Source organism: Sporosarcina sp. NCCP-2331, assembly GCF_023707945.1.
GTDB lineage: Bacteria > Bacillota > Bacilli > Bacillales_A > Planococcaceae > Sporosarcina > Sporosarcina cascadiensis.
On record NZ_BRCD01000024.1, the window covers coordinates 24,613 to 44,439 of the forward strand.

Here is a 19,827-nt window from a genome sequence, read left to right on the forward strand (position 1 = left end):
ATGTGCCGGCATTTAGATTTGATTTGAACTAGCTTTACCTACTAATAGTAGCCCTTTTCGACAAGCTTTTCAACCGTATTCTAATTGTGCAAATAATCAATTATGACTACCAAAAACATGGCGTAATTCGAAGATTTGTTTCAGTCTGAACGTCACATTACTCGCAATCTGCAGGCGCTCCAGCTTTCTGTGCCGTGCGGAATGAAGTACCGCAGCCGCAGTTCGCAATGGCATTCGGATTGTCGATGGTGAAACCGCCGCCCATGAGGGATTCTTTGTAATCTACTTTTGTGCCTTCCAGAATTGCCGCGTCTTCTTTTTTTACCAAGACAGGGATTCCGTGCTGTGTATAAGTTATATCATCATCTTCTTGCTCTTGAGCAAAACCGAGCCCGTATGTTAATCCGCTGCATCCGCCGCCATTGACAGAAATGCGCAGATAAGATCCTTCTTCTTCGTTATGTTCCATCATTTTTTTTACGTGAAATGTTGCTGCTTCTGTAATTTCTACTGGATTGGTCATCTAATTCACTCACTTTCCACGTTTTGTTCTATCATATCAATGTTTTTCATTGGAATGCAAACAAATACTCCGCCCGTTAGGTCTATTTTGCTGTATAATAAGACTTATAAATGAAAGGAATGAGTATCATGGAAATTAGCCCTTTTTATGAAAAGAAAATGCAGTGCATGCTATGCAAAGAGCATTTTCCAACTACAAGAATCCGTTCGCGTCAAGTAAGGGTATCCAAGCACGATACTGATTTTAGACCTATATATGTCAACAAGGATATAAATCCCCTTTTCTATAATGCATCGGTTTGTCCGAATTGCGGTTTTGCTTTCACGGAGGATTTCTCTCCTTATTTTGCCCCCGGAACAAAGGATTTGATTGCACAGAACATTACATCCAGATGGCACAGCCGTTCATTCGGCGGCCAACGAACAAAGGATGAAGCAATCGAAGCTTATAAACTGGCTTATTTGAGCGCCAGCTTCAAAAAAGAGAAACACTTGACCATGGCGGGAATGATGTTGAGGATTGCCTGGATTTATAGAGAAGCAGAAGAAGAGGCGGAAGAAATGCGCTATCTGGAAACATCCAGGAATCTATATATACAGGCTTTTTCTGAAGGTGACTACGTGGGAACGCAGATGTCTGAAACACGTGTTCAGTATATGATCGCAGAGCTTTCTTGGCGCATTAATGACCGGGAAGAAGCCATCCGTAATTTTTCGCGAGTCATCGAAGCTCAAAAAAGATCTACCGAGCCTAATATCATCCAGCTCGCAAAAGATCGCTGGCAGGAAATACGGGAGGCAGAAGCAGAACATCAGCTTGAAAATGAATAAGAGCGGTGCAAAGAAACATTCTCTTTGCACCGCTTCTTTTATTATGAAAATTAAAAGACTTGTTCAACTTCCACTACACCCGGTACTTCTTCCAATAACGCGCGTTCAATACCAGCTTTTAACGTGATGGTAGAACTTGGGCAAGTACCGCAGGCTCCCAACAAACGAAGCTTGACGATTCCCTCGTCAATATCGACCAGTTCGCAGTCTCCTCCGTCTCGCAATAAGAATGGACGTAATTTATCTAAAACTTCTTTTACCGGTTCGTATAATTGAGTATCTGTTGTCATTGTAATCACACTCTCCTTTCCTTATACTTATTATAAACTGCCTAGCAGAAAAAATCCAATAATGATTCGGAGGTTTGATCAATATGTCACAAAAACCAGTAACAATTGAGGTCTATGGAACAGAAATTATTTGTGCGAGCTGTGTCAATGCACCTTCTTCAAAAGATACGTACGAGTGGCTTGAAGCGGCGGTTTCCAGAAAGTATCCCGGCCAGCCTTTTTCGATTACTTATATCGATATCGAGCAGGAGACCACAGATTCCCGCCAAATTGAAATCATTGAAAAAATCCGTGAAGATGAGTACTTTTATCCGCTTGTCATGATTGAAAACGAGATGATCGGTGAAGGTCACATCCAGTTAAAACCAGTTTTCAACGCGATGGAAACACATGGTTACCATGCAGGATAGGTTGATAATGAAAAGTAATAATTGAGAACATCTTTGCCTGTTTCATCGTAAAACATCTTTTATTCCGCAGTCATACAGCATTTGGATGGCTGCTTTTTTGCTAACTGTAAAAGGCAGCTAAAGAAAAACCACCGCAGATGATCGCGGTGGTTTCCATTTTTACCCATTATGCCATTTGTACATCCACAGTAAACCCGATTTCATCAGCCTTGCAATTCGCCCGGTTACTGTGCGGTCCGCCAGATACGCAAACCCTTGTTTCTTTCCTAATGAACCCATGAATCCTTTTAGTTTCAGTTCAGGCATTTTCTCCATCAAGGGCTCGTCTTTCCAGATCAGACGCAGCACTTGAATGATTTGCTCAGCCTGGACTTCTGCCAGCTGCGCACTTGGCGCATGCGTAAGCGCCGCAATATCCCCTACTGCATAGACATTCGGGTAATTTGGAATTTGGTGGTATTGATTCAGCACGACTCGTCCTGAACGATCTTTTTGTATGTCCATTTCCTCAATAACCTGACTCGGCTTGATCCCCGCCGTCCATACGACAGCATCTACTTCAATTGTTTCTTCGTGATTATGAAGAGTGCTCTCACCGACTTTTGTTATGTTTGAATTGGCAACCACTTCTACATTATTCTCGTCAAACCAGCCTTTCACGTAATTACTTAAACGCTCCGGGAAGTCACGCAAAATCCGCGGACTGCGGTCAAACAGTTTAATATTCAGATCCGGCCGGCTTTCACGCAGCTCACTCGCCAGCTCAATACCACTTAAACCGGCCCCTACTATCCCTACTGTTGCCCCTCCGCTCAGTCCGAGAAGAGTCTGGTAGGTAGTTCTGGACTTGCCGATTGTCTGAATGCTTAGTGTATGTTCTGCAGCACCGGGTACATCATGATAATTGTCCACATTTCCCAGACCTATGACCAGATCATCGTATGTCAATACCTGTCCGTCTTTCAGAACGACTTCATTCTGCTCCGGCTTTATTTCCTGAATCTCGCCTTCAATCACTTGTAACTGCTCATGATTCGGAATCGCCACTCGAATATCTGAATCAGGAACCGTCCCGGCAGCCAGTGCGTAAAATTCTGTTTTCAGACTATGAAACGGTGTCCGGTCCACAAGTGTGATTTCCATATCGTCCGGCAAGTCTTTATTCAGCAGACGAAGCAATATGCGCATATTGCCATAGCCGGCACCTAGTAATAGTAATTTCCTCATAATGTTCTCCTTCTATGTCTATATTTCCGCTCAAACCTCATTTGCTATTATAGCAGTATGTGATTCTTTTCACAATATGCCATGTTCATTGACGGTAAACTAAAAAAAGAGTACCATTCCTAATAGGCGAGGTGAGAAAGATGAATCCCATCGTGGAATTCTGTATCAGTAATTTGGCGAATGGTTCCTATCCAGTATTTGAGACATTGGAAAGAGACCCGAACATTGATGTACTTGAGTACGGATGTTTGAGCTACTGCACTAAATGCGCGGATACACTATATGCGATCGTCAACGGTGAACTAGTTGAAGCGGAGACGCCTGATGAACTGACAGCAGCAATCTATCAATTCATCGAAGAGAATCCACTTTTTTAATTATAAAAAGCAGCATAGCCTTAGACGCTATGCTTATTTTTTTGGCCAATCAGCCAATGAAGGAAGCACATAAGTCGGCAAAACCTCTTTGATCAGTACTTCTTCAGCAGGAGTCACACCGGTAGCGACATAAGCAGTATCAATGCCGTAGCGGATGCCTGCCAATATATCAGTATCGTAATTATCGCCGATCAGTACCATTTCCTTTTTCGCATAATTGCCATGCTGCTGAATGAACTCCAGCATATGAGGAGCCGGCTTCCCGACCACAACCGGCTTTGTTCCCGTTGCGGCTTCCATCAGTTGAAGGAAGGAGCCGTTGCCCGGCACCAGTCCGCGTTCTGTAGGGAATCTCTTATCTTCATTGGTCCCGAGAAACTTTGCGCCGTTGCGAATCGCAAGGCAGGCTTCCGACAGCTTGCTGTACGTAATTTGACGATCCAGCCCCATCATCACAACATCGGGATTTTGATTGGTAATCGTAATTCCCTCTGCGTCTAAGGCCTCTTCCAGACCTTCTTCCCCAATCATCATTACACTCGCGCCTGCATAGTTTTGTTTACAGTACCTTGCGAGTGCTATGGCAGAATTCATAATATGATCGACATCCGTCCGTACACCGAAACCTGCCAGTTTTTTCAGCTGTGCAGCACGTGTCAGCGCTGCATTATTCGTTATGAAATATGTCTCTGCATTTGAGGCCTGACATCCGTTGACGAAATCCACTGCCTCTGTAATAGGTTCTCTTCCGCGATACATAGTGCCGTCTAAATCCAGACAATACGCCTTATAGTTTGCCATACCCATTACTCCGTCGGCAGAAACGCAGAAACAGGTCCTAATTCATTTTCCAGGTAATCACGGACTTGTTTCGGAAACTGCCTTAACTCTTCTGACGTCTCGCGGATTGCTTGTTCCACTTCAAATGTTTTCACTTCAGTAAACTGGCGGACGATCATCGGACGAAGTGAAATAAACGCACGCAATGGACCCGCCTGCTCGGGTGTAATTACTTTTTCATCTTCCAGAATATCAATTATATCCTCATAACTGCCGGGGTCTCTCATGATGAAACCATCAATCATTGAATTTCCGACATCAATAATCCCTTCGATTAAACCGTGTGCAATACGTTCAAGGGCAAGCTTGTTTAATTCATTTTGCTGCCAGCCGCTTTCTTTTTCAAAAATACGAAGCAGCTGCTCCATATATGCAAGTGTTTTACTAATTTGTTTCTGATCGACGAAATACATAACGCCTCTTCCTCCCTATTGTTTAACTTCCTCTATCTTATCATATTTTTGCCTGAACAAATAAAAGCTCCAGGCATTTTCAGCCCGAAGCTTTCATTTTAATCTTGTTCTTTTTCCGTTTTTTCTTGCGTCTCAGGTTTAACTTTACCGATTTTCTTCAAAATGAAATAGGCACATCCGAAGTTACAGTATTCATAAATATAATCCTGTACGGTGCTGATTTTCGTTTCGTAGGTAGACTTGGCATTGCGGTCTTCGAAAAATCCCTTTAACCGCAGCTGTCCATAACCCCAATCACCCAGAATATAATCATACTTCAAGAGTACTTCACTAAACCGTTCATTCAGTGCTTCCTCATCAAACCCTTCACGAAACTCTTCCGCTATTTCATATTGCATATTCTCTAAAATAACCATAGTAAGCTTCACTTCCATATTAGCTGCTCGCTTGCTGTTCCAGCTCAAGTCGCTCGTCGCCTTTGCGCTGCTTTTCTTTTGCCGCAGCATTGACCTGCTCATCAGCATGATAGCTGGAGCGAACCAGAGGCCCGGCCTCACAATGCGAGAACCCTTTTTCCATTGCAATCTTACGTAACTCACCGAATTCATCCGGCGAATAATATTTTACCACTTTTGCGTGTTTTTTTGTTGGCTGCAAGTATTGGCCGATTGTCATGATATCGACGTCATGTGCACGAAGGTCATCCATCGTTTCGATGATTTCCTCCACAGTTTCCCCAAGGCCCACCATTAAGGAAGATTTAGTCGGAATCTCCGGGTACATCTCTTTTGCACGGGATAATAATTCCAATGAACGGTCGTATGTTGCACGTGCACGGATTCTTGGAGTCAATCGGCGGACTGTCTCGATATTATGATTTAGAATATCGGGCTTTGCATCCATTAGACGCTGCAGATTATCACGGTCCCCGCCCATGTCGGACGGCAGTACTTCAATGGTAGTAAAAGGATTGCTGCGGCGTATTGCACGGATTGTTTCCGCAAAAATACCCGAGCCTCCGTCTTTCAGATCATCCCTTGCAACCGCTGTCACTACAACGTGCTTTAAGTTCATTAGTTCAACGGATTCTGCTACGCGTTCCGGTTCTGCAGTGTCCAGTTCATTCGGCAAGCCCGTTTTGACGGCACAGAAGCGGCAGGCTCTTGTACATACAGCACCTAAAATCATAAAGGTTGCAGTACGGCGTTCCCCCCAGCATTCATGGATATTCGGGCAGCGCGCCTCTTCACACACTGTATGTAAATTTTTCTCACGCATCAATTTCTTTAAACCTGTATAGTTCTCATTGGTGTTCAGCTTAATCTTCAGCCAATCGGGCTTCTTAATATGCTCTGTCTTTCTTCCGGTTTCAGGTCTACACGACAATGCTACCTACTCCATTCTGTTGATAGATTCTACTCAAGCCAATGTAACATAAATTCTGAAAACCTTCAATTAAGTTCGCCGCTGCAACGAACAATAATATGGTGATTTATTAAAAAAACGTCTGCAGCGAAATACGCTGCAGACGCCCTGCGGTCATTGTTCAGTTTTGTATTTCTTTCTAAACTTTGACAAGACAGTCGCATAGAAGATGCTTAAAAACAGACCACCCCAGATGATCGTGACACCAACCAGCATCATGAGTATAGCGGAGCCGCTCATTCCGTTATCCATTTAAAGCCCTCCTTTATCTTCGTCATAATCTGATGATACCCGTGTATTGTCTTTCCACTTGAATGCAGTGAATACGATGGACATGACAAACGCGCCAATGGCAACCGGCCAGCCAATCGTCCATAAGAAAGAAGTCGGGTACCCTTCATAGTTTTCAGCGATATTATCTTTGATCAAGAAGAACATCATGGTCCCCAGTAAAAGCGGTGTAATGACTGTCAATGACACTTTCCACCACCAGCCAAGACGGATATCTGAAACTGCATTGGCATGTTGTTCGAATACGCCAAGCTTTCTGAATACCCATGCCAGAAGGATTACTTCCACCAGACCGATTACAGCAATACCGAATTGGTTGATAAAGTAATCTGCTGCATCAAGGAAATACAGACCGCCATTTGTCGCGTACAGCATAGAAATTGCTGCAGAAAGTCCAACACCGATCGTAACAGAACGGCGTCTTGAAATATTGAATTTATCCGATAATCCCGCAATATACGTCTCACAGATCGATATGAGTGAGGTAATACCTGCAAGGAGCAGCGACAGGAAGAAGAATGCGCCGAATATCCCATTGAGACCCGGCATCTGATTGATAATTTCCGGGAACACAACGAATGCCAGACCTACTCCCGCCGCCGCAACGTCTCCGACATCCACGCCCTGCTGAGTCGCCATGAACCCAAGCACCGCAAATACTCCAATACCCGCAAGCAGCTCAACAGATGAGTTGGCAAAGCCAGTAATAAACGCGTTATTTGTGATATCCGATTTCTTCGGCAAATAACTGGCGTACGTAATCATGATCGCAAAGGCAATGGATAAACTGAAGAAGATGTGCCCGTATGCAGCTACCCACACACGAGGATTCGTCAGCTGCTCCAAGTCCGGTTTAAAGAATGCATCCAATCCAACCATTGCTCCGTCAAGTGTGATCGCACGGATGACGACGAATATGAAAAGTATAAAAAGGACAGGAATAAATATCCGATTCGCCAGCTCGATCCCTTTCTTGACACCGCCCAGCAAAATAACGAAACAAATTGCCCAGACAAGCAGAAGCGGTAATGCAACTCCCCCTACCAGCCCTCCGACATCCCCCGGATTATCCGCTAATTTCAGGACATCTCCAAAGAAGAAACCTTCAGGATCTTTCCCCCACTGCAAATTAAAAGAGTAAATTGTATACTTCATTGCCCATGCAATGATGACCGCGTAGTAGGTGGAAATAACAAATGAAACAAATATTCCCCACCAGCCCAGAAATTCCGTCTTTTTACCGCCTAAACGGAAAAAGGAAAGCGGTGCGGATCCACGGTACTTATGTCCGATTGTGAATTCCATGATCAAAATCGGAATACCTGCTGTCAGCAATGCGAATAGATACGGAATAAAGAATGCTCCGCCGCCATTCTCATATGCGACATACGGAAAGCGCCAAATGTTTCCAAGCCCGACCGCAGAACCGACCGCCGCCAAAATAAAACCAGCTCTCGTTCCCCACTGCGAACGATTTTCCATACTGCTCTCTCCCTTCAAAAATATTATTTCACAAAACTTAGCACCATTCACTTTTTTCTGACAATTCAAGTTCTGTATATTTAGTATAAACAGTACTTTTCAACATGTCAAAACATTTTTTTAGACTAAGAGAACCATAGTATCGGCACTCTTAGTCTAATGTGAGTTTACGCTGTGTGTGCCTGCCGCTGTCTGCCTTTGGCCGTCCAATACGTAAATAATACTATTAAAATAATAACAACTGCTGCTAAACCAATCCAAACTGAACCTGTCAATCCAAGGACGAAATATCCTAAAGCAGAGACACCTGCCGCCACTAGTGCATAAGGCAACTGGGTAGCTACGTGGTCCATATGATTACATCCTGCCCCTGTAGACGACAGAATGGTCGTATCTGAAATCGGTGAACAGTGATCACCAAACACTGCTCCTGCAAGCACTGCCGCTAATGCAGGCAATAGCAATTCAGGTGCTGCATTGACCATGATGGTTCCTGCAATCGGTAATAGAATTCCGAATGATCCCCATGAAGTTCCTGTAGAAAATGCCATTAACCCTGCCAGAATAAATATCAATACAGGCAAGAAGGCTACCGGAATATTCAATTGCTCCACCATAGTAGACAGAAACAGACCTGTATCAAGTGTAGCGATCAATTCTGTTAAACCCCAAGCGAAAATCAAGATCAGAATCGCAGGCATCATTGCTTTCAGCCCGCTGATGAACGCACGGCCCATCCAAGAATAACTTGCCGTATTATTCACTTTCATTTGCACCATATATAAGACCATCGCCAGAACTGTTGCCGTGATACCACCAACCACTAATGATTTCGGAACATCTGTATTCTCGAAGATTGCCCATATATCGAAAATGCCCGCTTCTTTATAGCCCGTGTAGATCATCATACCGAGTGTGACCACAATCAGCGTCACGATCGGGGCTACCAGATCACGTACTTTTCCATGTGTATGCTCGGGAAACTCTTCCTTAAGCTGACCGGGAATCTCTTTATCTGGATCGTAAAGCAAACCTTCGTTGGAAGCACGATCCTCATGCTTTTTCATTTCAAAAAAGTCATAGTTCGTCCAGGCGAAGAATAAAACCATGGAGAGCGTCGCAATCACATAAAAATTCATCGGCGCCATCATAATGAAGGCGGTCAGAGGTGAATAGCTGACTGCAGCTGTTGTCCCCAGTATAAGTGCCAATTGCCCGATCAGGAATGCGCCCCAGCTGGAAATCGGCGAGACTACACAAATCGGAGCAGATGTCGAATCAATAAAATAAGCGAGTTTCGCACGTGATATTTTATGCTGATCCGTAATCGGTCTCGCAATCTGACCAACTGCCAGTGCATTAAAATAGTCATCCACGAAAATAGCGATTCCGAGAATCATCGTCAGCAATTTCGCTCCGCGTTTCGTTCGGATGCGTGTCACCGCCCACCTTGCAAATGCTGCGCTGCCGCCGGAAAGGCTGACAAACGCTGTGATGACACCAAGCAATAATAAAAATAGCATAATAAATATGTTATACGTATTTAGTCCGCCATCCCAAAATGAAATCGTCATTGCCGTCCAGACATTTTTCAATGTCTCCACGGGAGAAAACGACGCGATGAGCAAGGCCGCTGAAACAATTCCCGCCCCCAGCGACAATAATACCCTCCTCGTAATCAATACCATGACGATAGCGATAACAGGAGGCAAAATGGATACCCACGTTCCAATCATATCAATTCCTCCTCTTCTAATTGCCAGATCATATCGACCATACAAAAGGATTAAAGAGCAAAAAACCGGCTCCGCCAAGTTATACAAACGTGTAGGAGTCGGCTAAATTAATCTGCGGATCATTCATTATATACTGAGTGTCGATGCGGATCATCTGGCTATTGTAGCTCTCCATACATTTCGCTGTATGACAGTGTCATTCCTTTTTGAAATGACCCCAATCTGAGAAGTTGACCCTTCCCAAACTTCGGCACTGTCTCCTTTCACTTGCGGTCATGGATGTCACTCTCTCGCAAGATACTTATAAACAATGCAGCCTCTACGTAAGTCTCGATATTCTTCTATTCTCAGTGTAGCAAGAATCGACAGTGTTCACAATACCCATTTATTCGTAATCCTCCAAAGGCACTTCAACCTGTGCCGGCATCTGATCCCCCTTCGAATAAATTTGCGGTACCTTGCCTCTGATTAAACCGATGGCCACAGGCATTTTCTGTTCCACAACACTTTTGCTCGTCGCGAGCGGAACGATGATCTGTACATTCACTTGGAGCACCAAGTTTAATTCCACATAAGCATTATTGATGCCGAATTCCACTATATTGTTTTCCACTGTCGCATGCACCTCTCCCACAACGTGAAAACGAATGGGGATTTTCGGACCGAGATTACCGATCAACGGAATATTAGTCGCTTGACCGAGCGGCACAAAGAACACGATGCCCTGCTCTTTTTGCATCATTTCAGGATTATATTCCAAGTCGCCAAGCGGAGGCAGCATATCTAAATCTCCGCCTTCTGCACGTTCCAAGTGATCTTCTACCAACTGATGCATTTCCGCCATGACTTGCTGAATAATTTCCGCATTGAACTTCGTTGTCACTGTGTCTCTGGTTTCATCCGGCACATTTTCAATGATTTCATTGATATCATACACACTTGAAGAACGCGCTTGAATTGCTTGGCTGATGACATGGCTGGCAATTTTTTGCGTTTGGATTTCTGCATAATTAGTATAAATCGGGGTCAATTGTTTATTGACTGTATAAAAAAATAAGGCGACTGCCACGATGATGGTTGGAATGATAAACCGCAGCCAATTTGTCGCCTGCCGCGTTTTTCTTGGTTTTTTTTGATTTGTATAAAACCGCATAAAGACGCCTCCTGCTTCACTTTATGCGAGTCAGGAGGCGTGCATAACTATCAGTCATTAAAATATTTTCTTCCATACCAGCCGAGGACATCGCGGAGCATTTCAGGCATGATATATTGCTTTGGCGCTTCTTTTAATGAAGGAAAGAAAAAGCCGAATGTGAACATATCAAGCGTCGCGAGGCTGTAGCTTTTTCCTGCTTCCACCGCCCGATTGCCGGCAAACAGCTGCTCTTCAGAGTTGAGGAACAGATGCTCATGAAGCACTGCCCCCATGAATGTTCCGCGAAATCCTAACCCTTTAATCTTCATTTCCGTCCACTTCGGATCCAGTGACTGTTCATAAACTTCCAGCAGCTCAGCGCCGTCAAGCGTTACGATGCAAGGATTGATCGGATGCGGCAGTAAACGATGCAGATCGCCCTTCGTCACCCATCCTTCATTCAGACTCCCCATAAATATCCCTGCGTTGAAAAGAGCACAATCTGCTCCTGTATAAGCGACTAACGCACGGCCGAAAAACGAGGAAAGCGGACTGTCGCCTGTCAGTTTTTGTGTTAAGGGAGACGGATTATAAAATACCGGAACGTGCAGCGCATCCTCTCCTGCAGCCAGGTAGGCATTTACTTGCTCTACATCTTCTGCTGTCTGTTCCATGGTATTTGTCGGAAAGACTTCTGCTTCCATAGAAACTACTTGATTTGTTATGCGGTCCACATTTACAAGGATATGGCCCACATAATGCCCGAACTTCTCCGCCGCTCCGATCAGTGTGTCATCCGACCATTCTCCATTTGGCAGCAGATGGTGAGTGTGGGCGCCTAAAACGATATCAAATTCCGGACATTCTTCCGCAAGCAATCGATCTTCATTGATGCCTAAATGAGACAGGCAGACCACTACATCCGACTCTTTCTTCAGCTGACGGGCAATCTGCTGCAACTGTTCACGCGGCTCTATAACTTCCCAGCCAAGCTGGCGATAAAAAGCAAAGTAAGGCGCAGTCGCTCCGACAATTCCGATTCTCACGCCGTCTGATGTTTCCAGAACTTTAGAGGACTTGGCCCAATATGGCAGTTTACCGTTCAGTTCTCTTAAATTACACACCAGAACTTCGAATAAAGCATCTTCGTACAATGTATTCAGCGCTTCCTTCGACATCGTAATCCCTTCGTTGTTGCCGATAGTTACCGCGTCATATCCTGCTTCATTCAATAGTTCCACATTGCCCTTGCCTTCGGTTCCTTCCGTGAAAGGGTGCGAGCGGTCCACATGGTCGCCGACATCAAAGATGAAACAGGCTTCTCCTGCATGTGCAGCCTGCTCTTTCCGCTGCTGCAAAAAACGTTTAATCTGCGGCCAGTTTTCAAAATGGCTATGTATGTCGTTAGTGTGGTAAATATGAATGGTAGCAACTGATTCTTCCATGTATGTCAACCCCAGATCCCCTCATAAATGGAACGTAATCCAAAGACGAGTAAAATGATGCGTATGACCAAAACCAATGTATCTGATTTCATTTTGCCGTTCAAATACGCCCCTAGCATTCCGCCGAAGTAGGCGCCGGGAACTACTGGAATGGTGTAAAGCCATGGGACGTGCCCGAGTGAAATATGTGATACCGAGTTGACGAGAGACGACAGGAAAACCATCAGCATAGAGGTAGCCACCGCCACGTGCGGCGGAAACAGGAACAGCAGAATCATCGCAGGCACGACCATTGTGCCGCCTCCGATACCGAATAATCCTGACGTAAAGCCAATGAACAGAGACAGCAGAATCGCAAACCAGATCGGGTAGCCGTATATATGCGTTTCTCCCTGCGGATCAGTGAAGTTAATCTTTTTGCCGTGTTCCACAAACCATTGGATCGGTTTCAGATACTTTCTCGTCAATAATAAAATGGAAAGTACGATCAGCAGAATTCCAAAATAGAGATTAAAGGATTTAATATCAAGTCCTTTATTAATATAGGCGCCGAATATGATACCTGGAATACTTGCACCGAAAAATAGAAACGCACTGCGGTAATCAATCGTTTTTACTTTCATATAAGAAACTGTCGAGCCAAGTCCATTTGCAATCATCATGATGACTGACAGACCGACTACGCTCTGCGGTGTGATATCGGGGATCATGCCTAGATTTAGCCCGATAAACAAGGTAACAGGCACTAAAATGGTGCCTCCGCCGAGCCCCGCGATCGAACCGATTACACCTGACGCCAATCCAATAATTGCGAGTAATACATATTCCATTAATTATAGATCCTCCTCAAACAAGTCCATCTGCTTGGTGAGCGGCTGTCCGCATTCTATGTTGAAAAGTTCCGCAAATTGCTTGGCGTTCTTTGCTGCATGCTGTCCGGAATTATTATTGAAAATGACAAATACTTCTTCCGCCTGCTGTTCTAGACTGCTGACGATTTCGCTCATCCCCTGCAGCTCTTTTTCACTATAATCATATAAATAACGAACCTTGCGCCAGGCCTTGCTGTCCCTTTGTGTGTTGACCCATCCGCTGTCATTGCGGCCATGAAGACGAAGCAGTACTTTGGAGTCTGTCGCAACCGGCACGAGCGGCACACTGCCGTCACCGACTTGCGGTTCATCACATACCACATGGATAATATTCAGACTCTGTAAAAAGTCCAATGTCTTCTGCCGGTATGCAGGCGTATACCATGACTGATGACGGAACTCTACCGCAATCGGTAAGGGCTGCAGCTGTTCATGGACATAGCGGATCCGATCCACATTTTCTTTCTGGCAGTCAAACCAAGGCGGAAACTGCACCAGCACCATCGCCAACTTTCCCGCTTCTGCAAAAGACGTCATCGACAGTTTAAACAGCGAAAACATTTCTTCTTCAGACTCATACGGCAGCTTGCCCCGCTGATGTCCTGTGATGCCTTGGTAAGCTTTCACAATGAATTGAAAATCAGCCGGTGTCTCTTCTGTCCACTTCTTCATCATTTTCTCAGACTGGATGGCATAAAATGTGGAATCCAGCTCGACAATCGGAAAATGCCTGCTGTAATCCACCAGTTTTTTATTCGCCGCAGTCTTTTCATTATACAGGCTCGGGTGGTCTCCCCATCCTGTCAGCCCAATATGAATCATGGAAAGTCGCCTCCTTTTACCTTTCTAGTAGTGTATCATACCTTATATATTTTTCGGAATAATCGTTACCGGTATCATATTAGCTGTTGAAAAGTAACAACTGTTACCTTTCCAGTACCCTATCCCACGCAGTTTACACTATAAAAAAAGCGTCTCGGGCAAACATACCCGAAACACACTTCCTTAACTTACCTCTGCCACGCGCTCATCCCGCCTCGGACGTTCGTCACGCTGGTGAATCCCGCCTTCTTCAGCTTTCCTGCTGCCTGAGAGCTGCGCATGCCGCTCTGACAGATGACAATTACTTCCTGTTCTTTATTCAACTCAGCAAGTTTGCCGGGAAGAAGATTCAAAGGAATATTTTGGAACCCCTTAATATGGCGTCCCTTAAATTCAGCCGGCGTCCGCACATCAATAAACTGGATTGTTTGATCTTTTAACCGATCTTTTAGCTCATCAGCCGACATGGTTTGTACGCCTTTTGTCGGTTTCATCCGCCAGACGAGAAATGCGGCGATGAGTGCAATGAAAATCCATCCCATTCTTACAGCCTCCTAAATTAATGAGTCCATTCCAAGATGACGAGTACCAGACCCATCACAGCAAATGCGGCATGACCAATGCAAAACTGCGGAAATAGCTTCTTTTCCATCTCTTCCGCCGTTTCGATTCTGCACGTTCTGCACGTGAAAAGTTGTTTGATATTTTTCATGCCTCTAAAGCAGCGTGAACACTCGCCGGATCAAATTTACAGTCATAAAAAAAAGGCCTCTTTTCATAAGTTGTTAATTAGACTATATACCCTATTAGGTATATCTTCAACTAATTGGCTCTATTAATGAATACACCCCGAAGAATTCTTCTTTGTAAAATATTTTACTGTTTTGATAATTAATGAAACCTTTCATTTGTATATCCGTATAATTAGTAACGGGATAACGTAGAAGAGAGGGATTGAACATGGAGCTGTTTGGATTTGCTGTACAAAATATCTATTTGACTGTATTAATTATTGCAGGGATCGCAAGTGTGCTGTATGTACTGCTCAGTGACCTGGCTGAAGGTATCGGCGAAATGAGTCCATTCCTTGACCCTGCTGTCATTCTCGCGTTCATCACCTTTACTTCAGCTGCCGCATATGTTTTAGAATTGCTCTCATCTTTAAACAGCTGGGGTATATTAGCTATCGCAGCAGGAATTGCTGTTGCTTTGGACTTCTTACTTTATTTCTTTGTGTTAGTTCCGCTCAGGTCTGCAGAAGTTTCGCTTGCCTATACAGATGAATCACTGACAGGTCTGGTTGGAAAAGTTATCGTACCTATTCCTGTGGACGGTTTTGGTGAAATCTTGCTCGAAACTGTCAATGGTAATCTGGCAAAACGAGCGGCTGGATATGAGAATGAAGCAATCGAGTATGGAAAAGAAGTATTGCTGATCGAAGTAAAAAACGGCACATTCTTTGTTAAAGAGTATGAACCGTTCCGCTTCAAATAATAAATAAGGGGGAAACAACATGAGTTTATGGATTGTGTTAGGAATTGTTGCAATTGTATTAATTTCTGTTATTGGTGTTTATGTAATGAAATACAAAACGGTGGGGCCCGATGAAGCATTGATCGTAACCGGCAGTTATCTGGGTTCGAAAAATGTACATACGGATGAGTCTGGAAATCGGATTAAAATTATCCGGGGCGGCGGTACATTTGTATTCCCTGTTTTCCAGCAGGCAGAACCGCTTAGTTTATTATCAAGCAAACTGGAAGTTTCCACTCCTGAAGTGTATACAGAGCAGGGAGTTCCGGTCATGGCAGACGGCACGGCCATCATCAAAATCGGCGGCTCCATTTCTGAAATCGCAACGGCTGCCGAACAATTCTTAGGGAAATCAAAAGCTGACCGTGAAAACGAAGCGAAGGAAGTACTCGAAGGACATTTGCGGTCTATCCTGGGCTCCATGACAGTAGAAGAAATCTATAAAAACCGTGATAAATTTTCGCAGGAAGTTCAGCGGGTCGCTTCACAGGATCTCGCAAAAATGGGACTGATCATCGTTTCATTCACGATAAAAGACGTGCGAGATAAAAATGGCTATCTTGATTCATTAGGAAAGCCGCGGATTGCACAGGTCAGACGCGATGCAGACATAGCGATGGCTGAAGCAGAAAAAGAAACACGTATAAAAAATGCCGAAGCATCAAAAGAAGCACAGAAGGCAGAGCTGGAACGGGCAACTGAAATTGCCGAAGCGGAAAAGGAAAATCAGCTGAAAGTAGCGGAATACCGACGCGAACAGGATGTAGCGAGAGCACGCGCCGACCAGGCGTATGAATTACAGACTGCACGTTCCAAACAAGAAGTAACGGAACAGGAAATGCAGGTCCGGATTATCGAGCGTCAAAAACAAATCGAATTGGAAGAAAAAGAAATTCTGCGCCGAGAGAAACAATATGATTCTGAAGTGAAGAAAAAAGCGGATGCGGACCGCTACGCAATTGAACAAAACGCTGAAGCTGAGAAATCAAGACAGCTGGCAGAAGCAGATGCAGAAAAGTACCGTATTGAAGCCCGTGCACAGGCAGATGCTGAGAAAGTCCGTCTCGACGGTACAGCCAAAGCACAGTCACAGCGTGCGCAAGGTGAATCTGAAGCCGATATTATTCGTCTAAAAGGTCTTGCAGAAGCCGAAGCAAAACGCAAAATCGCAGAAGCTTTCGAACACTACGGCCAGGCAGCTATGCTGGATATGATTGTGAACATGCTTCCTGAATATGCGAAAGAAATCGCCAGCCCGCTTGGCAATATCGATAAGATTACTGTAGTCGATACTGGCGGCGGTGAAGGCGGCGGTGCCAATAAAGTCACTTCCTATGCTACCGACCTGATGTCAACACTCCAAGAAACCTTGAAAGCTTCCTCGGGAATTGATATGAAGGAAATGCTGGAGAACTTCTCGGGCAAAAGCAATATCCGTCCGAGCATTGAACAGCTGACGAATGAAGTGATCCGTTCTAAATCTGATCATACAACACCTCAAACTGAATCAGCAGCGTCCGTTCAGGATTCTGAAGAGTAACAAAAAAATCGAAGTGCAATTCGCACTTCGTTTTTTTGATGTTATTTTCACTCGTAATTTTTACGTATTTTGAATTTCAGCAGTTTTCCTTGAAGACTACGCGGCAGTTCTTCTACAAAATCAATATGCTGCGGAATCTTATACTTTGCCAATTTGCCCTGACAGAATTCAATCAGATCTTCTTTTGACACTTTTTCCCCTGGACGTAATACTACTGCAGCCAAAGATACTTCTCCCCACTTCTCATCAGGTATGCCGATTACAGCTGCATCTGCTATGGCAGGATGTTCATGCAGAACACCTTCAATTTCTGCTGGGTAAACATTAATGGCACCGGATAAGATCATATCTTGCTTCCGATCAACGATATAATAGTAGCCATCCTCGTCCTGCACTCCTATATCACCTAAGCTTAGCCACTCACCATCAAAAGACTCTTTATTGGCCTCAGGTCTTTTATAATATTCATCGCACAGTGTAATCCCTTTAACGAAGAACTCTCCCGCTTCATTCTCCTTCACAGGTTCTCTCTTATCATTGCGCAATTCGATATCCATTCCCAGCATTGGTACGCCAACAGAACGGTCCTTGTCTTTCTGCATTTCAGGAAACAAATTTGCCGCGCCGCCCAATTCTGTAGCTCCATAGAACTCATTCAGGTCAGCTGTCGGGAAATACGCAAAGACTTTTTCTTTTGTACTCGTATGCAAAGGTGCCCCTACGGAAATGATAGACTTTAACGAAGAGACATCATACTGCCGCAATATTTCCTCAGGTAATGAAAAGATGGCTTCCAGCATAGGCGGTGCTAAAAATGTTGTTGTCGTCTTTTCTTCATCAATCGCTTGTAACACCTCTACAGGATGAAATTTCTCCAAAATATGAAGACTGTTTCCTACATATAAATTCGGCAGAGAAATACTTAACGCGGCAGCACCATATAAAGGACCGGCAGCCAATCCTCTTCCAAGCCTTCCAATCTGAAATTCGATACTGAATAATAACGTAACTAAATACATACTGCGATGAGAACGAACCGCTCCTTTCGGAAAACCTGTCGTCCCGCCTGTATACATAATTGTTAATGTATCTAATTCAGTAAGAGGCGACGAAGGAACTGGTTCTTCTTTAGAGAAATTTGCAATCAATTCCTCATACTCAGGATATTGCACCTTGTCGCTCGATCCAACCGTAATAAAGTGTTTAACAGTTTTATACTGCTCACTGGAAGGCAAGACTTCATCCAAAAAGCGAGAGTCCACAACCAGCAAAAGAGCTTCTGAATCATCCACAACATGTTGAATTTCACGACTGACAAACCGTGAGTTGACCGGTACAGCAACAGCGCCGATCTTTGCACAAGCAAAAATAAGTTCGAATAATTGATGGCAATTCATCAGCATGATTGCCACTTTGTCGCCTTTATTCACCCCGGTACTTTGCAGCGCATGGGCCAGTTGATTAATTCTGTTGTTAAAATCCTGATAAGTAAATCGCAAGCCGTTATAAGAAAGTGCTTCCCTGTCTTTATAGCGTACTGCATTTAATGTAATTGGATCACTGAATAACATGTGCTGCATAAATATCCTCCTCCATTATCTGCTTGCTGCGTTTACTCTATCACCAACCAGTTTGTCTTTTGCCTGGTTATACTGCTCTGCTAACTGTGCTACATAGTCCTTTGTCGGCTGCACCTTGTCAATTACGCCAATGCCCTGTCCGCATCCCCAAATATCCTTCCACGCTTTTTGACCGGCGTCCCCGCCAAAGTTCATTTTCGTCGGATCACTTTCAGGCAAGTTATCAGGATCTAAGCCTGAAGCACGAATCGACGGAGCTAAATAATTCCCGTGTACTCCGGTGAAATAGTTACTGTATACAATATCATCAGAATTTCCGTCTACAATTGCCTGTTTATATTCCTCTACAGCTCTCGCCTCTTCCGTCGCAATAAATGGAGAGCCGATGTATGCAAAATCTGCGCCCATCGCTTCAGCAGCCAGCACGCTTCCTCCTGTTGCAATAGATCCGCCAAGCGCAAGCGGCCCGTCAAACCATTCACGGATTTCCTGAATGAGAGCAAATGGACTTTTCGGACCTGCGTGCCCCCCTGCTCCCGCCGCTACCGCAATCAGGCCGTCTGCTCCTTTTTCAATTGCTTTCTTCGCGAAAAAATTATTGATGACATCATGAAGCACGATCCCGCCATAACTGTGCGCTGCTTCATAAACATCTTCTCTTGCACCAAGTGAGGTAATAATGATCGGAACTTTGTATTTCACACAAAGCTCCATATCTTCCTGCAGTCTTTCATTGGAACGGTGGACGATTTGGTTAATTGCAAATGGCGCTGCCGGTTTATCAGGATTTTTCGCATTATAATCTGCCAGTTCCTCTGTGATTTCGATAAGCCACTCTTCAAATTGTGCAATTGGTCTTGCATTCAAAGATGGCATGGCTCCGATAATTCCTGCTTTACACTGCTCAATCACCGTCTTCGGATTACTGATAATGAACATGGGTGAAGCAATCACCGGAAGACTCATACTCTTTTTCAAATCTACTAAATTCATCATAAACTCTCCCCTTTTCCGTAAGCGCTTTCAATCTATTTACAAAAAAATAACCTCAAAAGC

General features: G+C 44.4%; 23 protein-coding genes and 1 riboswitch. Of the genes, 5 read left to right on the forward strand and 18 right to left on the reverse strand.

Annotated elements, in window-relative coordinates; translation table 11 throughout:
- Nucleotides 1-157: 157 nt before the first annotated feature.
- Nucleotides 158-523: a HesB/IscA family protein gene (locus NCCP2331_RS13660; RefSeq protein WP_251671389.1), complete on the reverse strand. Its 366-nt coding sequence runs from the start codon at nt 521-523 to the stop codon at nt 158-160.
- Nucleotides 524-651: 128 nt separating this feature from the next.
- On the opposite strand from NCCP2331_RS13660, the gene NCCP2331_RS13665 reads away from it, so the two are divergent.
- Nucleotides 652-1,353 (forward strand): DUF2225 domain-containing protein, encoded by a 702-nt coding sequence (locus NCCP2331_RS13665; RefSeq protein WP_251671390.1) that lies wholly within the window; start codon nt 652-654, stop codon nt 1,351-1,353.
- A 50-nt stretch (nt 1,354-1,403) separates the two neighbouring features.
- On the opposite strand, the gene NCCP2331_RS13670 is transcribed toward NCCP2331_RS13665, so the two are convergent.
- Complete coding sequence (locus NCCP2331_RS13670; RefSeq protein ID WP_009498020.1) at nt 1,404-1,643, reverse strand: NifU family protein; 240 nt, start codon at nt 1,641-1,643, stop codon at nt 1,404-1,406.
- Nucleotides 1,644-1,726: 83 nt separating this feature from the next.
- Here NCCP2331_RS13670 and NCCP2331_RS13675 point away from each other — a divergent pair, with 83 nt between their 5' ends.
- On the forward strand, nt 1,727-2,053 hold the full coding sequence (locus tag NCCP2331_RS13675; RefSeq protein ID WP_251671391.1) for a YuzD family protein: 327 nt from the start codon (nt 1,727-1,729) through the stop codon (nt 2,051-2,053).
- Between the two features lie 159 nt (nt 2,054-2,212).
- Here the strand turns inward: NCCP2331_RS13675 and NCCP2331_RS13680 are convergent, their stop codons facing one another.
- Complete coding sequence (locus NCCP2331_RS13680) at nt 2,213-3,280, reverse strand: NAD(P)/FAD-dependent oxidoreductase (RefSeq protein WP_153721204.1); 1,068 nt, start codon at nt 3,278-3,280, stop codon at nt 2,213-2,215.
- 140 nt (nt 3,281-3,420) lie between these two features.
- Here NCCP2331_RS13680 and NCCP2331_RS13685 point away from each other — a divergent pair, with 140 nt between their 5' ends.
- The gene (locus NCCP2331_RS13685) at nt 3,421-3,657 is read left to right on the forward strand and encodes a YuzB family protein (RefSeq protein WP_153721203.1); all 237 of its coding nucleotides are present in this window, start codon (nt 3,421-3,423) and stop codon (nt 3,655-3,657) included.
- Between the two features lie 33 nt (nt 3,658-3,690).
- Here NCCP2331_RS13685 and NCCP2331_RS13690 read toward each other — a convergent pair whose 3' ends face one another.
- The 13 genes from NCCP2331_RS13690 to NCCP2331_RS13750 form a co-directional block, all read right to left on the reverse strand.
- Nucleotides 3,691-4,458, reverse strand: a complete 768-nt coding sequence (locus tag NCCP2331_RS13690; protein ID WP_309296375.1) for a TIGR01457 family HAD-type hydrolase — start codon at nt 4,456-4,458, stop codon at nt 3,691-3,693.
- Between the two features lie 5 nt (nt 4,459-4,463).
- Nucleotides 4,464-4,910 carry a DUF86 domain-containing protein gene (locus tag NCCP2331_RS13695; RefSeq protein WP_251671393.1) on the reverse strand — a complete coding sequence of 149 codons (447 nt, stop codon included), beginning with the start codon at nt 4,908-4,910 and terminating at the stop codon, nt 4,464-4,466.
- 98 nt (nt 4,911-5,008) lie between these two features.
- Complete coding sequence (locus NCCP2331_RS13700; RefSeq protein ID WP_153721257.1) at nt 5,009-5,326, reverse strand: YutD family protein; 318 nt, start codon at nt 5,324-5,326, stop codon at nt 5,009-5,011.
- Between the two features lie 19 nt (nt 5,327-5,345).
- Nucleotides 5,346-6,296 carry a lipoyl synthase gene (gene lipA, locus NCCP2331_RS13705; protein ID WP_251671394.1) on the reverse strand — a complete coding sequence of 317 codons (951 nt, stop codon included), beginning with the start codon at nt 6,294-6,296 and terminating at the stop codon, nt 5,346-5,348.
- Nucleotides 6,297-6,449: 153 nt separating this feature from the next.
- Nucleotides 6,450-6,587, reverse strand: a complete 138-nt coding sequence (locus NCCP2331_RS13710; RefSeq protein ID WP_228551017.1) for a MetS family NSS transporter small subunit — start codon at nt 6,585-6,587, stop codon at nt 6,450-6,452.
- Nucleotides 6,588-8,108 (reverse strand): sodium-dependent transporter, encoded by a 1,521-nt coding sequence (locus NCCP2331_RS13715; protein ID WP_251671395.1) that lies wholly within the window; start codon nt 8,106-8,108, stop codon nt 6,588-6,590.
- Nucleotides 8,109-8,275: 167 nt separating this feature from the next.
- Nucleotides 8,276-9,844 (reverse strand): Na+/H+ antiporter NhaC family protein, encoded by a 1,569-nt coding sequence (locus tag NCCP2331_RS13720; RefSeq protein ID WP_251671397.1) that lies wholly within the window; start codon nt 9,842-9,844, stop codon nt 8,276-8,278.
- A 156-nt stretch (nt 9,845-10,000) separates the two neighbouring features.
- Nucleotides 10,001-10,174: riboswitch (Lysine riboswitch) on the reverse strand.
- Nucleotides 10,175-10,229: 55 nt separating this feature from the next.
- The gene (gene yunB / locus NCCP2331_RS13725) at nt 10,230-10,997 is read right to left on the reverse strand and encodes a sporulation protein YunB (protein ID WP_251671399.1); all 768 of its coding nucleotides are present in this window, start codon (nt 10,995-10,997) and stop codon (nt 10,230-10,232) included.
- Between the two features lie 50 nt (nt 10,998-11,047).
- Nucleotides 11,048-12,424 (reverse strand): bifunctional metallophosphatase/5'-nucleotidase, encoded by a 1,377-nt coding sequence (locus NCCP2331_RS13730; RefSeq protein ID WP_251671401.1) that lies wholly within the window; start codon nt 12,422-12,424, stop codon nt 11,048-11,050.
- 5 nt (nt 12,425-12,429) lie between these two features.
- Complete coding sequence (locus NCCP2331_RS13735) at nt 12,430-13,254, reverse strand: sulfite exporter TauE/SafE family protein (protein WP_251671403.1); 825 nt, start codon at nt 13,252-13,254, stop codon at nt 12,430-12,432.
- Between the two features lie 3 nt (nt 13,255-13,257).
- Entirely contained in the window at nt 13,258-14,118 is an 861-nt protein-coding gene (locus NCCP2331_RS13740) for a DUF72 domain-containing protein (RefSeq protein WP_251671405.1), read from the reverse strand.
- Nucleotides 14,119-14,306: 188 nt separating this feature from the next.
- Nucleotides 14,307-14,660 (reverse strand): rhodanese-like domain-containing protein, encoded by a 354-nt coding sequence (locus NCCP2331_RS13745; RefSeq protein WP_251671407.1) that lies wholly within the window; start codon nt 14,658-14,660, stop codon nt 14,307-14,309.
- 17 nt (nt 14,661-14,677) lie between these two features.
- Nucleotides 14,678-14,830 (reverse strand): hypothetical protein, encoded by a 153-nt coding sequence (locus NCCP2331_RS13750; RefSeq protein WP_153721193.1) that lies wholly within the window; start codon nt 14,828-14,830, stop codon nt 14,678-14,680.
- Nucleotides 14,831-15,078: 248 nt separating this feature from the next.
- Here NCCP2331_RS13750 and NCCP2331_RS13755 point away from each other — a divergent pair, with 248 nt between their 5' ends.
- Nucleotides 15,079-15,612 carry an NfeD family membrane protein gene (locus NCCP2331_RS13755; RefSeq protein ID WP_153721182.1) on the forward strand — a complete coding sequence of 178 codons (534 nt, stop codon included), beginning with the start codon at nt 15,079-15,081 and terminating at the stop codon, nt 15,610-15,612.
- Between the two features lie 19 nt (nt 15,613-15,631).
- A complete protein-coding gene (locus NCCP2331_RS13760; RefSeq protein WP_251671409.1) occupies nt 15,632-17,191 on the forward strand; it encodes a flotillin lipid rafts scaffold protein FloT in 1,560 nt (519 codons plus the stop codon).
- Nucleotides 17,192-17,238: 47 nt separating this feature from the next.
- Here NCCP2331_RS13760 and NCCP2331_RS13765 read toward each other — a convergent pair whose 3' ends face one another.
- Both NCCP2331_RS13765 and NCCP2331_RS13770 read right to left on the reverse strand, forming a co-directional pair.
- Nucleotides 17,239-18,771: an AMP-binding protein gene (locus NCCP2331_RS13765; protein WP_251671411.1), complete on the reverse strand. Its 1,533-nt coding sequence runs from the start codon at nt 18,769-18,771 to the stop codon at nt 17,239-17,241.
- Nucleotides 18,772-18,786: 15 nt separating this feature from the next.
- A complete protein-coding gene (locus tag NCCP2331_RS13770; RefSeq protein ID WP_251671413.1) occupies nt 18,787-19,767 on the reverse strand; it encodes an NAD(P)H-dependent flavin oxidoreductase in 981 nt (326 codons plus the stop codon).
- Nucleotides 19,768-19,827 lie beyond the last annotated feature (60 nt).

Bases quoted from the DNA above. Each gene is read 5' to 3' on its own strand.
- NCCP2331_RS13675 (WP_251671391.1), top strand. From the start codon at position 1,727: ATGTCACAAAAACCAGTAACAATTGAGGTCTATGGAACAGAAATTATT.
- NCCP2331_RS13710 (WP_228551017.1), bottom strand. From the start codon at position 6,587: ATGGATAACGGAATGAGCGGCTCCGCTATACTCATGATGCTGGTTGGT.
- NCCP2331_RS13670 (WP_009498020.1), bottom strand. From the start codon at position 1,643: ATGACAACAGATACTCAATTATACGAACCGGTAAAAGAAGTTTTAGAT.
- NCCP2331_RS13750 (WP_153721193.1), bottom strand. From the start codon at position 14,830: ATGAAAAATATCAAACAACTTTTCACGTGCAGAACGTGCAGAATCGAA.
- NCCP2331_RS13715 (WP_251671395.1), bottom strand. From the start codon at position 8,108: ATGGAAAATCGTTCGCAGTGGGGAACGAGAGCTGGTTTTATTTTGGCG.
- NCCP2331_RS13680 (WP_153721204.1), bottom strand. From the start codon at position 3,280: ATGAGGAAATTACTATTACTAGGTGCCGGCTATGGCAATATGCGCATA.
- NCCP2331_RS13760 (WP_251671409.1), top strand. From the start codon at position 15,632: ATGAGTTTATGGATTGTGTTAGGAATTGTTGCAATTGTATTAATTTCT.
- NCCP2331_RS13685 (WP_153721203.1), top strand. From the start codon at position 3,421: ATGAATCCCATCGTGGAATTCTGTATCAGTAATTTGGCGAATGGTTCC.
- NCCP2331_RS13660 (WP_251671389.1), bottom strand. From the start codon at position 523: ATGACCAATCCAGTAGAAATTACAGAAGCAGCAACATTTCACGTAAAA.
- NCCP2331_RS13755 (WP_153721182.1), top strand. From the start codon at position 15,079: ATGGAGCTGTTTGGATTTGCTGTACAAAATATCTATTTGACTGTATTA.
- NCCP2331_RS13720 (WP_251671397.1), bottom strand. From the start codon at position 9,844: ATGATTGGAACGTGGGTATCCATTTTGCCTCCTGTTATCGCTATCGTC.
- NCCP2331_RS13695 (WP_251671393.1), bottom strand. From the start codon at position 4,910: ATGTATTTCGTCGATCAGAAACAAATTAGTAAAACACTTGCATATATG.
- NCCP2331_RS13740 (WP_251671405.1), bottom strand. From the start codon at position 14,118: ATGATTCATATTGGGCTGACAGGATGGGGAGACCACCCGAGCCTGTAT.
- NCCP2331_RS13735 (WP_251671403.1), bottom strand. From the start codon at position 13,254: ATGGAATATGTATTACTCGCAATTATTGGATTGGCGTCAGGTGTAATC.
- NCCP2331_RS13690 (WP_309296375.1), bottom strand. From the start codon at position 4,458: ATGGCAAACTATAAGGCGTATTGTCTGGATTTAGACGGCACTATGTAT.
- NCCP2331_RS13665 (WP_251671390.1), top strand. From the start codon at position 652: ATGGAAATTAGCCCTTTTTATGAAAAGAAAATGCAGTGCATGCTATGC.
- NCCP2331_RS13700 (WP_153721257.1), bottom strand. From the start codon at position 5,326: ATGGTTATTTTAGAGAATATGCAATATGAAATAGCGGAAGAGTTTCGT.
- NCCP2331_RS13745 (WP_251671407.1), bottom strand. From the start codon at position 14,660: ATGGGATGGATTTTCATTGCACTCATCGCCGCATTTCTCGTCTGGCGG.
- NCCP2331_RS13765 (WP_251671411.1), bottom strand. From the start codon at position 18,771: ATGCAGCACATGTTATTCAGTGATCCAATTACATTAAATGCAGTACGC.
- NCCP2331_RS13770 (WP_251671413.1), bottom strand. From the start codon at position 19,767: ATGATGAATTTAGTAGATTTGAAAAAGAGTATGAGTCTTCCGGTGATT.
- yunB (WP_251671399.1), bottom strand. From the start codon at position 10,997: ATGCGGTTTTATACAAATCAAAAAAAACCAAGAAAAACGCGGCAGGCG.
- NCCP2331_RS13730 (WP_251671401.1), bottom strand. From the start codon at position 12,424: ATGGAAGAATCAGTTGCTACCATTCATATTTACCACACTAACGACATA.